The organism is Clostridium sp. J1101437_171009_A5, assembly GCF_015547905.1.
Classification (GTDB): Bacteria; Bacillota; Clostridia; order Oscillospirales; family Oscillospiraceae; genus Pseudoflavonifractor_A; species Pseudoflavonifractor_A gallinarum.
Genome location: NZ_JADMVY010000004.1, coordinates 26408 through 38955 on the forward strand (window position 1 = coordinate 26408; position 12548 = coordinate 38955).

The window sequence follows — 12548 nt, forward strand, 5'->3', positions numbered from 1 at the left end:
ACGCCCATAGTTCATGTTTTTATTAGATAGGCAATGTATCCGGGCAACCGTGCCATTCTACATACGCTGCCGCAGGCGTCTGGGTTCCAAGCTCTTGCAGATTTGCTATTGCGCTTAGGATGAATTGACAGTTTTCATTACATGACGATACCAAAGTGAGGCAGTATGATTATGGAGGTGCTCGCTCATATATGATTTTCCACTATCAGGCTAATGGCGAAAGAGAAGATATCCTTACCCTGTTTGCTTGGGATATACAGATTCCAGAAGACAGAGTACTCTAATTTGTATAAAAAAGTCGGAGCAAGCCGTTCAGCTTGCTCCGACGATGGTGCGCGAGGCGGGACTTGAACCCGCACGTGCGTAATGCACACTAGAACCTGAATCTAGCGAGTCTGCCAATTCCACCACTCGCGCATGTGGTCCGGGTGACAGGACTTGAACCTGCGGTCTCGTGGTCCCAAACCACGCGCGATACCAAACTTCGCTACACCCGGATCGGTCCTGCTCATCATGCACCGCTTCAAGAACCGATGCAACGAAAGATATTATAAACCATTTCGCTAAGGATTGCAAGAGAAAATTTCGTGTGTTATGATATGGGCTGAGAGGTGACAAGATCAAATGAGAATGCGGAAAAAACCGAACCTTGCAAATCGGATGGAGCGGTGCGCCGGGCTCCTGATCCAGAATCCGATGGAGCTGAGAGGAAATTGGAGAAGCCTTTTCCCCCAGGCCAGAGAACTGCGTCTGGAGGTGGGCTGCGGGAAGGGACGCTTTACGGTGGAGACGGCGGCCCAGAACCCGGGGTGCCTGTTTGTGGCCATCGAGCGGGTGGCTGACGCCATGATCATCGCCATGGAGCGGGCCGAGAAGATGGATCTGCACAATGTGTATTTCATCGATGCCGATGCCGCCCGGCTGCGGGAGTATTTTGCACCCGGGGAAGTGGACCTGATCTATCTGAATTTCAGCGATCCCTGGCCCTCCAACCGGCACAGCAAACGCCGCCTGACCCACACGGATTTCCTGATGCGGTATCGCCAGGTACTGAAGGAGGGCGGCCAGATCCACTTCAAGACCGATAACCGGGATCTGTATGAGTGGTCCCTCTTCCAGTTCCCGAAGGCGGGGTTTGCCCTGTCTGAGGTGACGCGGGATCTGCACGGCAATGGGATCTGCGGCGTGATGACGGACTATGAGGAGAAATTCCACGCCATGGGCACGCCCATTAACCGCTGCGTGGGCACCATGGGGGAGCTGCCCGCCGAGATGGCCGGGTGGATCGACCCGCTGGACAAGCCCCGCGGACAGGAGGAAGGGGAAGAAGAGGAGTCCCCGGAAGAATTGCAGGCTTCTTCTGAGCGTGAGGAGCCTTAATTAATCCAGAAAAAGAAAGGCTGCCTGAGAAGCTGGCGCTGGTCGGTTCCGAGAAAGACCATCTTCGGAACGGATCTGCGCGGCGTCTCAGGCAGCTCTTTTTTATCATCTGGAAAGAAAAGGGGCCGGAACGGACATAATGGATTTATACAGATATAGAAAATACTGGATGATATGAGGGCATACTTGCCGATAAAACGCGGAAAAAAAGGCCGTATTGTAAATAACGTGTAAAAAATATGTAATAGATCGAGTATGCTCTTGAAGGATTCTGAATTTTTTGTCATAATATTGTCTGCAATGTAAAAAATCTATGAACAGCACGGCGCAGGCCGTGGACAAAGGAGAAAATGAAATGCAACTGGAAGACATTTTTATGCTCTTCGGCGGACTTGCCCTGTTTTTGTACGGCATGCACATTATGTGCGCGGGTCTGGAAATCGCGGCAGGTGACCGCCTGAAGTCCATTCTGGAAATGCTCACTTCCAAGCGGATCCTGGGCGTCCTGGTGGGCGCCGGTATTACGGCAATCATTCAGAGCTCCTCGGCGACCACTGTCATGGTGGTGGGATTCGTCAACTCCGGCCTGATGACCCTTCAGCAGGCAGTCGGTGTGATCATGGGCGCCAACGTGGGTACCACCATGACCAGCCTTCTCATTGCGCTGGACGTGGGCCTCATCGCGCCGTTGCTGGCCTTCTTCGGCGTGGTGCTCATCACCATGTTCAAGAAGCAGAAGATCAACTGCATCGGCCAGATCGTTGCCGGTCTGGGCATCCTCTTCCTGGGCATGGAGCTGATGAGCTCCTCCATGGCTCCTCTGCGGGACTATGAGCCCTTTGTCAATCTCCTCACTTCCTTCTCCAATCCCATCCTGGGCATTCTGGCCGGCACGCTCTTCACCGCGGTGGTCCAGAGCTCCTCGGCCAGCATCGGTATCCTTCAGGCGCTGGCCCTGAGCGGTGTGGTGGGACTGGATAACGCGGTCTTTGTGCTCTTTGGCCAGAACATCGGTACCTGTATCACCGCTCTTCTGGCCAGCCTGGGCGGAAACCGCAACGCCAAGCGCACCACCCTCATCCACCTGATGTTCAATGTGATCGGTACCGTGATCTTTACCATCATCTGCCTGACCACGGACTTTACGGGCCTGATCCAGAGCTATCTGCCCGGCAATGTGCCTGGCCAGATTGCCGCCACCCACATCATCTTCAACGTGGTGACCACCATTGTGCTCTTCCCCTTCGGCAATGTGCTGGCCAAGGTGGCCTGCCGGATCCTGCCCGACCACACCAGCGAGGAGGGCTATCACCCCGTCAACGAGCACGGCATCGGCTCCACCGCCATTGCCCTGTCTGAGCTGCAGAAGCAGGAGGCGGAGATGTTTGCCCTGGCCCGGGAGAATGTGGAACTGGCCTTCGACACCCTGCTGCTGCGGGATGAGAGCAAGCTCAGCCGCGTGGCCGAGCAGGAGGACCGGATCGACGTCTACAACGCGGAGATCACCCGCACCATCGGCCGCACCTCCACCCACGAGATGTCGGAGGCCGACTCCGACCGCTTCAACCGCATGCTGATCGTCTGCGGCAACATTGAGCGTATCGGCGACCACGCCATGAACATGGCCGAGTATCTGGAGCCTCTGAAGAAGCGCCATATCCACATGGACGATGAGACCATGAAGGAGCTGACCAACCTGCGCACCCTGGCCACCCATGCATTGCTGGCCATTGACTTCGAGGACGACAGCAACCGGAAGCGCGCGCTGGATACCGTGGCCATTCTGGAGGCGGACAGCGATGAAAAGAACCGCCAGTACCGCGCCGCGCAGATCCGCCGTATGCGGGAGGGTCACGTGGACCCCGAGCTGAGCATCCTGTACAGCGAGATCCTCACCGACATCGAGCGTATGCTGGACCACATGCTCAACATTGCCGAGGCTCTCTGCCCCAAGCAGGCTGCCTAAGCGGAATGTTATGAAAGAAAAAAGCCCCGGAATCCATGTTTGGATTCCGGGGCTTTGCTGCTGTCTGGACGATTACAAGCAAACGTCTGTCATTTGGAAGGTGCGGCAGTCCACCAGCCCGCGGTTGGTGAGACGCAGCTCCGGGATGCAGGCCAGGGAGAGAAGGGCCATGGTCATGAAGGGGGCGGGGAGGATGCAGCCGATCTCCTTCCAAGCCAGACCCAGCTGATGGGCCAGATCGGCCATCTCGGCGGGGGAGCGCTCACCCATCACGCCGGCCAGGGGCAGGGGGATGTGGCCCAGGACTTTCCCGTCCCGCACCACGCACATGCCGCCCTGGGACTCGATGAGAGTATTGGCGGCGAAGGCCATATCCGCGTCGTTGGTGCCCAGCACCAGCAGGTTATGGGCATCGTGGGCCACGGTGGAGGCCATGGCGCCGCTGGTGATGCCAAAGCCATGGACAAAGCCCCGGCCGCGGGTCCCGGTGCGGTTGTGCCGCTCAAAGACCACGGCCTTGAGGACATCCTGGACCGGATCGGATTCCAGATAACCGTTGCGGGGGGTCAGGGCGGCGATATACTCCCGGGTCAGGGCCTTGCCGGGAACAACACCGATGGCGCGGACCTTCTGGATGGTCTGGGAGGGGGCGGGGTAGAGGAAATCTTCCGCCTTGATGGGGTCCAGATGGATGGTGGAGCGGACAAAGTCCGGATAGGACGCCTCCGGGATGTCGATGGTCAGATGGCCGTCCTCGGCCACCAGATTCCCGTCGATAAAGACCTTCTGGACGACAAAATCCTTCAGGTCGGTGAACAGGACCAGATCGGCGCATTTTCCGGGGGTGACCGAGCCCAGGTCATGGTCCATCTGGAAGCACTGGGCGCAGTTGATGGTGACCATCTGGACCGCGGCCACCGGGTCGATCCCCTCGGCCACGGCCCGGCGGAGCAGCCGGTCCACATGGCCCTCCGCCCGAAGGGTCTGGGGATGGGCGTCGTCGGTGACCAGCAGTGCAAAGCGGCTGTCTACCTGGTGCTCGGTGACCGCTCGGGCCACCTCGTGGAGATCCCGCCAGCCGGAGCCCTCCCGGAGCATGGCGTACATGCCCAGGCGCATTTTGGCCAGGGCCTCCTCCGGACGGGTGGACTCATGGCAGGAGCGCACACCGGAGGCGATGTAGCCATTGAGGCCCCGGTCCAGATCAGCCATGGCATAGTGGCCGGTGATGGTCCGTCCGGCCTTGCCGGTCTCGGCCAGGATGGCGTGGGGGCCGTCCGCGCCCGAGAGGACGCCGGGGTCGTTCATCATCTCGCCCAGGGCCACGGTGCGCCCGTCCTCCATGAACTGGCGCACATCCTCCGGCCCCACAAAGCCGCAGGTGTCCTCAAAGCCGGGGACGGCGGGCACGCAGGAGGGCATGGTGAGCATGGCCTTGAGGGGGGTGGCGGCGGCGTCCTCCATCATGAAGGAGACGCCTTTGGGCCCCAGTATATTGCAGATCTCGTGGGGGTCGTAGTACACGCCCACGGTGCCCCGGGGGAGCACGGCACGGGCAAAGTTCCGGGGCGGCATCATGGAGGACTCGATGTGGATGTGGCCGTCCAGAAGGCCGGGGGAGAGGTAGGCTTCCCCGGCGTCCACCACCTGGGTCTCAGGACCGATGCAGTGGGAGGCGTCCGGGCCCACATAGGCGATGCGTCCGGCGGCGCAGGCCACATCGGTGTGGGGCTGGAGTTCGCCGGTGCAGACGTTGATGAGGGTGGCATTCTTCACCACCAGCTCCGCGGGCGTGAGTCCCTGGGCCACGGCCGCCAAAGTCTTGGAGGCTTCCCACAGGGGGGTGCGGCAAAAGACATTTTTCATACAGACGCTCCTTTCTGAGTCCAAATGGTTGAATACGGGGGACCGGAAGGTCCCCCGTATTTCGAATCAATTGAGTTTTTGCTGGCGGGCCAGATTTTCAGCCACGATGCGCTCCATGGCGTTGAGGATGTTCTCATAGCCGGTGCAGCGGCACAGGTGGCCGGAGATCAGCTTGCGCAGCTCATCCCGGTTGTACTGCTTGTTGGTGCCCACGATCTCCACGGCGGTCATGATGAGGCCGGGGGTGCAGAAGCCGCACTGGACAGCGGCCTCCTCGATAAAGGCGGTCTGGATGGGGGAGAGCTCTCCGTTGGGGCCCTTGATGCCCTCCACGGTGAGGACGCTGTGGCCATCGGCCCACACGCTGAGGTAGCAGCAGGAGTTGACGGCCTTTCCGTCAATGAGGACGGTACAGGCACCGCACTCGCCCACTTCACAGCCCTTCTTGACGCTGGTCAGGCCCAGACGGTCCCGCAGGGTATCGGTCAGACACTCCCGCACGTCTACGGCAAGCTCTTCCTCCTTGCCGTTCACTTTCACATGGATGATTTTAAGCATGGATTTCACCTCCGGCAAAGGCCACAGCCTGCCGGAAGGCCCGGCGGCAGATTTCCTTGGCGATCTGGAGCCGGAAGGCCTTGGAGGCCCGCCAGCTGTCTCTGGGATTGATTTCGGTGAGGACGCTCTGGCCCAGCTCCTTGACCAGGGCCTCGTCCACGGTGCGGCCCACGGCCATGGCCTCGGTCTTGGGGCAGCGCACGGGGGTGGGAGCGGCCACGCCGAAGGCGATGCGCAGATCCTCTACGGTGCGCTTGTCGGCCGAGAGCTTGACCTGCACGGCACAGCCCAGGGTGGAGATCTCCATGGCCTCGCGCTTGCCGTACTTGATGTAGTGTCCGCCGAAGCCCTCGTAGTTTTCACGGGCGATGCGCACGGCGGTGAGGACCTCGTCATGCTGCCGGACGGTCTTGCCGGGGCCGGCGTACCACTCCCCGATGGGGATGAGGCGCTTGCCGTTGGGGCCCTGGATCTCCAGCACGGCGTTGAGGGCCATGAGGGAGGGGGCGCTGTCGGCGCTGGTCACGCCGTTGCAGACGTTGCCGCCGATGGTGCCCATGTTGCGGATCTGGGGGCTGCCCACCTGATCCACCGCCTGGCAGAGCATATTGATGTGGGGGCGCAGCAGGGGGGAGTTGGTGATCTCAGAGAAGGTACACCCGGAGCCGATGACCAGGGTGCCGTCCTCCTCCTCCCGGATGGCGCTCAGCTCACTGAGGCCGTGGAGGCTGACCAGATGGCAGCCGGCGTGGCGGCCCTCACGGGTCTGGATGAGCACGTCGGTGCCCCCGGCGATGGGCATGGCCGCCGGGTCCGCCCCCAGGGCGGCGATGGCGTCGGCCACACTGGTGGCCTGGTAGTATTGTTCCATATCATACATGGCGCGAAACCCTCCTTAGTCGTCGATGAGTCCGGCCTCGGTAAAGGCGGTGATGAGCTTCTGGGGATCCAGAGGCAGGGAGTCGATGGCCACGCCGGTGGCGTGGAGCACCGCGTTGCGGATGGCGGGCGCGCCGGGGATGGCGGGAGGCTCGCCCAGGGCCTTGTTGCCATAGGGGCCGGTGGGATCGGGGACCTCCACAAAAGCGGCCTGCAGGTCGGGGGTATCCATGGCGGTGGGCAGCTTGTAATCCAGGAGGTTGCCGTTGAGAGGACGGGCCTTGGCGTCGAAGAGGAGCTGCTCGCTCAGGGCGTAGCCCAGACCCATGCTCATGCCGCCGTGGACCTGCGCCGCGGCCAGCTGAGGATTGATGAGGGTGCCCGAGTCATGGACGTTGACGATGTTGAGGACCTTCACCTTGCCCAGGGGGATGTCCACCTCGACCTCGGCAAAGCAGCAGCCGCTGGCAAAGGTGTTGACCTTGCAGTGAGAGGTGGCCTCCGCCGTGATGTGCTGGGAGCGGTCCAGGCTGTAGAAAGCCTCCACCGCAATGTCGGCCACGGAGCGGAGAGTCTCACCGGTGACGGTATCCACGATCTGGTCGTCCCGGATGTCCAGATTTTCCACCGGGTAGCGCAGGGCGTAGCCGGCGTACTCCAGGATCTTCTGCTTGAAGAGGGCGCCGGTCTTCTTCACGGCCATGCCGCTGACATAGGTCTGGCGGGAGGCGTAGGCGCCGGTATCGAAGGGAGTGGTATCGGTATCCTGGAAGGAGGAGATATGGACCTTCTTCACCGAGATACCGGTGACCTCCGAGGCCATCTGGGTAAAGACGGTGTCAGCGCCCTGGCCGATCTCGGTGGCGCCCATCTGGACCTGGACCGAGCCGTCCTGGTGGAGGACCATGCGGCAGGAGGCGGTCTCCAGCGAGATGGGATGTACGCCGGTCTTGTAGCAGAAGATGGCCATACCCACGCCGCGGCGGATGGGGCCGGTCTGGTTCTGATACTTGGCACGCAGCTCATCCCAGTGGATCAGCTCCCGGCCCTTCTGGATGGCGTCCTGGAGGCCGTAGCTGCGGAATTGAACGTGAGTGTGGGGGTCCTCATAGCCGGCCTGCATGCAGTTTTTCAGGCGGAACTCCAGGGGGTCCATGCCGATGGCGTGGGCCATATCCTCGGCCAGACACTCGGTGGCGAAGCAGGACTGGGGGATGCCGTAGCCGCGCATGGCGCCGCCCACGGCGATGTTGGTGTAGACCGTGTTGGCCTCGCACTCCAGGGCCTTCTCGTCCCGGTAGAGCTGCTTGAAGCCGTTGATGGCGTTGGCCACGATGGAGTGTCCGTGGGAGGCGTAGCCGCCCTGGTTGGAGTTGGCCAGACACTTGCGGGCCACGATGGTGCCGTCCCGCCGCACGGCGCCGGCAACGTGGAAGTCGATGGCGTGGCGGACGCGGGTGCAGGCAAAGGTCTCCTCGCGGGTGATGTCCAGCTTGACGGCCCGGCCGCCGACCTGCGTGCATAGCCAGGCATTGAGGGGCTCATAGAGCACGTCCTGCTTGTTGCCGAAGCCGCCGCCGATGTAGGGCTTGATGACCCGGATGTTGCCCCAGGGAATACCGGTGGCCTGGCCGATGACCCGGCGAACGATGTGGGGGATCTGGGTGGAGGAGATCACGGTGATCTTATCTCCCTCCTGATAGGCAAAGGAGGTGGGGGGCTCGATGTGGCAGTGCTGGACAGTCTGGGTCCGATAAGTACGCTGGACAGTGACCAGATCATCCTCTCCGGCGACAGCCTCGTCATAGGTCATCTCGCCCACCTGGAAACCGGAGTGGACCAGGACGTTGTTGGGCTTTTCGTCGTGGACGGGACGCGCACCGGGGGCCATGGCCTGATCCACGGTGACATAGGGCTCGAACTCCTCATATTCCACGCGGATGAGGCGGGCTGCCCGGTCGGCGGCTACATTGTCCTCGGCGATGATGGCGGCGATATCGTCGCCATAGAACCGCACCCGGCGGTTGAGCAGCTTCCGGTCGGCCACATCCTGATGGGCCTTTTCCACCGACCAGGGATGGCCGGGGGTGGGGAAGGGGACGTCGGGGACATCGAAGCAGGTGAGGATCTTGACCACGCCGGGGACGGCAAGGGCCTCCTCCAGATGGAAGGCCTTGACCTCGCCGAAGGCGATGGTGCTGTGGACGACTTTTGCCACCAGATAATCGCGGGGCTCCAGGTCTGAGGTATACTTGGCGGTGCCGGTTACTTTGTCATGGGCATCCACACGAAGCATGGACTGACCAATTGCCATATCGTATCGCTCCTTTCAGGCTCGTTGGGGGCTTGGAATGGGGGCTTGCGCTTTCTCCGGCGGTCGGGGCCCCGGCCGCCGGAGAAAGCGGGCCGGAAGGGGAAGCCGGCCCGCCCGAGGGGGGAAACGGGAAAATCAGATGATGAAGTACTTCACCGCGAAGAGAATGGCCAGAACATACATCAGGGGGCTGATGGTCTTGCGCTTCTCGCCGCCGGCGAAGAGGTTGATGACCACGTAGGTGATGACGCCCATGGAGATACCCTCGGAGATGGAGTACATAAAGGGCATGCAGATCATGCAGATAAAGGCGGGGATGGACTGGGTGGGATCGTCGAAGTCCACCTTCAGGATGGAGCTGACCATCAGGAAGCCCACCACGATCAGAGCGGGGGCGGTAGCAAAGGAGGGGATGGCCAGGAAGATGGGAGAGAGGAAGAGGGCGATGCCAAAGAGAGCGGCGGAGACCAGACCGGTCAGACCGGTACGGCCGCCCTCGGCCACGCCGGAGGCGCTCTCCACGAAGGTGGTGATGGTGGAGGTACCCAGAAGGGCACCGGCGGTGGTACCCACGGCATCCGCCATCAGAGCGCCGCGGATGCGGGGAAGCTTGCCGTCCTTATCCAGCATATTGGCCTTGGAGGCCACGCCGATGAGGGTGCCCAGGGTATCGAACACATCCACGAAGAGGAAGGCGAAGATAACCACCAGGAAGTCCAGCGAAAAGACGTTGGAGAAGTCGATCTGAAACAGGGTGGGGGCCACGCTGGGAATGGCGATGCCGTTGGAAAAATCGGGCAGCAGGCTGAAGAAGGTGGTGTTGTCCGGCACATAGAGCCCCGTCAGCTGGCAGAGGATGCCGAGGATCCAGGTGGCCAGGATACCGATGAGGATGTTGCCCTTGACCTTCTTGACGATGAGCAGAGCGGTGATGAGCACACCGATGATGGTGAGCAGGACCGTGATGCCCTGGGTGTGGAAGGTGTTCTGGGCCAGGGCGTCCTTCATGGAGAAGACCGAGAGCAGGGTGGACGGATCGTCCACCACCAGCTTGGCGTTCTGCATGCCGATAAAGGCGATGAAGAGACCGATACCGGCGGACACCGCGTGCTTGAGGGGGGTGGGAATGGCGTTGAAAATGGCCTCACGCACGCTGGTCAGGGAGAGCAGGATGAAAATGATACCCTCCAGGAAGACGGCGGTCAGGGCCGTCTGCCAGGAATACCCCATCTGTCCGACCACGGTGTAGGCGAAATAGGCGTTGAGGCCCATGCCGGCCGAGAGTACAAAGGGGTAGTTGGACATGGTGGCCATCAGCACTGTGGCCAGCAGAGAGGCCAAGCATGTGGCGGTAAAGACGGCGCCCGAGTCCATACCGGCGGCGGATAGAATGCTGGGGTTGACAGCCAGGATGTAAGCCATGGTCATGAAGGTGGTGATACCGGCCATGACCTCGGTTTTGACATCGGTGCCGTGCTCTGTCAGGTGAAACAATCGATCCAGTGTTTGATTCATGAAGATCCCTCTCTTTCTTTCCATTTAACATAGGCGGAAGGAACAAACCGGGAACCATTCCCGGAAGGGCACAAGAATGAAACAAAACAAGATACGTGAATGAACTTAGAAGAGCTGGCTGCCCCGGACAAATTTGTGGACGATGTCCCGGTCCTCGGAGAGATAGATGGTGCGCTCCAGACGCTGCTGCACGCTGTGAGCTTCCGGCGGGTTGTACCGGCGGTCGTCCAGAACCAGGATGTCGCACTCATAGCCGGGGAGGAAGGAGCCTACCTGACCGAAGAAGGAGCCGCCGCCCATGGTGCCCAGCCAGAAGGCCTCGGTGGCCGACAGGGGGGCGAGGGTGGAATCCACCAGACGCCAGCGAAGCTTGGAGACCTGCACGGCGTCGGCCATGGCCCGGAAAATGGAGCAGTGGGTGCCGCCGGCCACATCGCTGCCCAGACCCATGGGGATGCCCTCCTCTAGATAGCGGCGAGCGGGGGCGATGCCGGAGGCCAGGTTGGTATTGGAGGCGGGACAGTGGGCCACGTAGACCTGCCGTTCCCGCATCAGAGCGATTTCATCGTCGTCAGAGAGGACGCAGTGGGCCATGATGGTGGGGCAATTTTCTCCGCCGAACAGCCCGAAGGAGTCGTAGGCGTCGCCATATCCGTGGGAGGAGGGGCACAGCTCCTTCACCCACTCCACCTCGCTGCGGTTCTCCGAGAGGTGGGACTGCACCGGGAGATTGCGCTCCCGCTGGAGCTTGCCCAGGGATTCCATCAGAGGATCGGAGCAGGAGGGGATGAACCGGGGGGTGAGAATGGGGGAGACCCGCTGGTAGCGGCCGGCGCTCTCCTCCAGCCAGGACACCGTGGCTGCCAGGGAAGCCTCCGCGCTCTCCTCCTGCAGGTCGGGAGAGGCGTTGCGGTCCATGTTGACCTTGCCCACCATGGCCACCAGGCCGGATTCCTCCAAAAGGTCCATCAGCAGCCGGGTCGCGTCCGGATGCACGGTAGCGAAGGCGCACAGGCGGGTGTTGGGGCCCCGGCGGACGTCCTCCACAAAGCGGGAATAGGCCTGCTTGGCATAGGAGAGGTCCCGGAACCGGGCCTCCTCAGGGAAGGTATAGGTGTTGAGCCAATCCAGCAGCTCCAGATCCATGCCGAGGCCCCGGTAGGTGTACTGGGGGGCGTGGACATGGAGATCGGTGAGGCCGGGCAGAATCAAATGGCCGGTATAATCCAACAGGGGAAGGGACGCATAGGACTCTGGTATGGTATCAAAGACACCGGCGCAGCGTCCGTCCACGCAGAGCAGATAGCCGTTGGGGACGGAGCGGAGGGTGTTGGGGTCGACACTATAACAGAGATCGCCCTTCAAGAGAAAAGAGGTAGCGTTCATGGTCGTACTCCTTTGTCGTTGAAGTGTGATTTCCACCTCTTCACAGCAGCGGGAAGAGGTCCCGGATCAGGGAAACTTATAGCGCGGCTGTTTGCGGCAGCCGGTAGAGACACCCAACCGATTTTGGGCCTATATAAGTCTCTGGAAACGAACATAGATTGGAAGTGGGCCGGATACAAAAAAACCACCGTTCCTGCCGCACAATAAATTCCCGATCATCTCCTCTCGGGAACTTATAGCGCGGCTATTTACGGTAGCCAGTAGAGACGCCCAACCATATTATGGGCTTATATAAGTTCATTCACTTGGATAGAAAACCTTATGGTTTTCCTTGTGCTTTTAGTATACTTCCTGAAAATTTTTTTGTCAACCTATCAAGCTATTATGGAATTGTACAAAAAGATGGAAAGCCCTCTGTGAAAGAGGGAGAAAATATAGCGTAATGTCAATAAAAATGAGAAAAACAGGGCAAAAAAAGGCCTGAGTGGGAGAAAATGGTGATGGGAAAAAGAAGTGCTCCGAAAACGTCTGAAAAAAAGAAAAATATGACTTGACAAACGAGGGATAGGTCAGTATAATATAACCTGCACTTGTGAGTGCGCAAGAGATAGCGGGTTTGTGTAAGGGTAGCACAGCAGACTCTGACTCTGTATGTGAGGGTTCGAATCCTTCACCCGCTGCCAA

General features: G+C 60.4%; 8 protein-coding genes, 3 tRNA genes and 2 riboswitches. Of the genes, 3 read left to right on the top strand and 8 right to left on the bottom strand.

Annotated features, from left to right (window positions below; all coding sequences use genetic code 11):
- Nucleotides 1-329: 329 nt before the first annotated feature.
- Together I2C21_RS07230 and I2C21_RS07235 are read right to left on the bottom strand one after the other, a co-directional pair.
- Nucleotides 330-417 (bottom strand) — tRNA-Leu (locus tag I2C21_RS07230).
- A gap of 3 nt (nucleotides 418-420) precedes the next feature.
- Nucleotides 421-497: transfer RNA gene (locus I2C21_RS07235), tRNA-Pro, on the bottom strand.
- Between the two features lie 133 nt (nucleotides 498-630).
- On the opposite strand from I2C21_RS07235, the gene trmB reads away from it, so the two are divergent.
- Both trmB and I2C21_RS07245 read left to right on the top strand, forming a co-directional pair.
- Nucleotides 631-1380 (top strand): tRNA (guanosine(46)-N7)-methyltransferase TrmB, encoded by a 750-nt coding sequence (gene trmB / locus I2C21_RS07240; RefSeq protein WP_286167226.1) that lies wholly within the window; start codon nucleotides 631-633, stop codon nucleotides 1378-1380.
- A 355-nt stretch (nucleotides 1381-1735) separates the two neighbouring features.
- Nucleotides 1736-3346, top strand: a complete 1611-nt coding sequence (locus I2C21_RS07245) for a Na/Pi cotransporter family protein (protein WP_101691287.1) — start codon at nucleotides 1736-1738, stop codon at nucleotides 3344-3346.
- 72 nt (nucleotides 3347-3418) lie between these two features.
- Here I2C21_RS07245 and ade read toward each other — a convergent pair whose 3' ends face one another.
- The 6 genes from ade to I2C21_RS07275 all read right to left on the bottom strand — a co-directional run bounded on the left by ade (nucleotide 3419) and on the right by I2C21_RS07275 (nucleotide 11864).
- Nucleotides 3419-5212, bottom strand: a complete 1794-nt coding sequence (gene ade / locus I2C21_RS07250) for an adenine deaminase (RefSeq protein WP_195278882.1) — start codon at nucleotides 5210-5212, stop codon at nucleotides 3419-3421.
- A gap of 66 nt (nucleotides 5213-5278) precedes the next feature.
- Nucleotides 5279-5770, bottom strand: coding sequence for a xanthine dehydrogenase subunit XdhC (gene xdhC, locus I2C21_RS07255; protein ID WP_101691289.1), 492 nt, complete (start codon nucleotides 5768-5770; stop codon nucleotides 5279-5281).
- Nucleotides 5763-6650 carry a xanthine dehydrogenase subunit XdhB gene (xdhB, locus tag I2C21_RS07260; RefSeq protein WP_195278883.1) on the bottom strand — a complete coding sequence of 296 codons (888 nt, stop codon included), beginning with the start codon at nucleotides 6648-6650 and terminating at the stop codon, nucleotides 5763-5765. Before xdhB ends, xdhC begins: the two co-directional genes overlap by 8 nt.
- Nucleotides 6651-6665: 15 nt before the next feature.
- Nucleotides 6666-8963, bottom strand: coding sequence for a xanthine dehydrogenase subunit XdhA (xdhA, locus tag I2C21_RS07265; RefSeq protein WP_195278884.1), 2298 nt, complete (start codon nucleotides 8961-8963; stop codon nucleotides 6666-6668).
- Nucleotides 8964-9098: 135 nt separating this feature from the next.
- A complete protein-coding gene (locus I2C21_RS07270) occupies nucleotides 9099-10478 on the bottom strand; it encodes an NCS2 family permease (RefSeq protein WP_195278885.1) in 1380 nt (459 codons plus the stop codon).
- Nucleotides 10479-10583: 105 nt separating this feature from the next.
- Nucleotides 10584-11864 (bottom strand): amidohydrolase family protein, encoded by a 1281-nt coding sequence (locus I2C21_RS07275; protein ID WP_193538104.1) that lies wholly within the window; start codon nucleotides 11862-11864, stop codon nucleotides 10584-10586.
- A gap of 59 nt (nucleotides 11865-11923) precedes the next feature.
- Nucleotides 11924-12021, bottom strand: a riboswitch (purine riboswitch).
- 59 nt (nucleotides 12022-12080) lie between these two features.
- Nucleotides 12081-12179, bottom strand: a riboswitch (purine riboswitch).
- 294 nt (nucleotides 12180-12473) lie between these two features.
- Between I2C21_RS07275 and I2C21_RS07280 the strand changes: the two genes are divergently transcribed.
- A tRNA-Gln gene (locus I2C21_RS07280) sits at nucleotides 12474-12547 on the top strand.
- Nucleotide 12548 lies beyond the last annotated feature (1 nt).

What these genes read in the sequence shown, in the direction of transcription:
- trmB (WP_286167226.1), top strand. Translation starts at nt 631, where the DNA reads ATGCGGAAAAAACCGAACCTTGCAAATCGGATGGAGCGGTGCGCCGGG.
- I2C21_RS07245 (WP_101691287.1), top strand. Translation starts at nt 1,736, where the DNA reads ATGCAACTGGAAGACATTTTTATGCTCTTCGGCGGACTTGCCCTGTTT.
- ade (WP_195278882.1), bottom strand. Translation starts at nt 5,212, where the DNA reads ATGAAAAATGTCTTTTGCCGCACCCCCCTGTGGGAAGCCTCCAAGACT.
- xdhC (WP_101691289.1), bottom strand. Translation starts at nt 5,770, where the DNA reads ATGCTTAAAATCATCCATGTGAAAGTGAACGGCAAGGAGGAAGAGCTT.
- xdhB (WP_195278883.1), bottom strand. Translation starts at nt 6,650, where the DNA reads ATGTATGATATGGAACAATACTACCAGGCCACCAGTGTGGCCGACGCC.
- xdhA (WP_195278884.1), bottom strand. Translation starts at nt 8,963, where the DNA reads ATGGCAATTGGTCAGTCCATGCTTCGTGTGGATGCCCATGACAAAGTA.
- I2C21_RS07270 (WP_195278885.1), bottom strand. Translation starts at nt 10,478, where the DNA reads ATGAATCAAACACTGGATCGATTGTTTCACCTGACAGAGCACGGCACC.
- I2C21_RS07275 (WP_193538104.1), bottom strand. Translation starts at nt 11,864, where the DNA reads ATGAACGCTACCTCTTTTCTCTTGAAGGGCGATCTCTGTTATAGTGTC.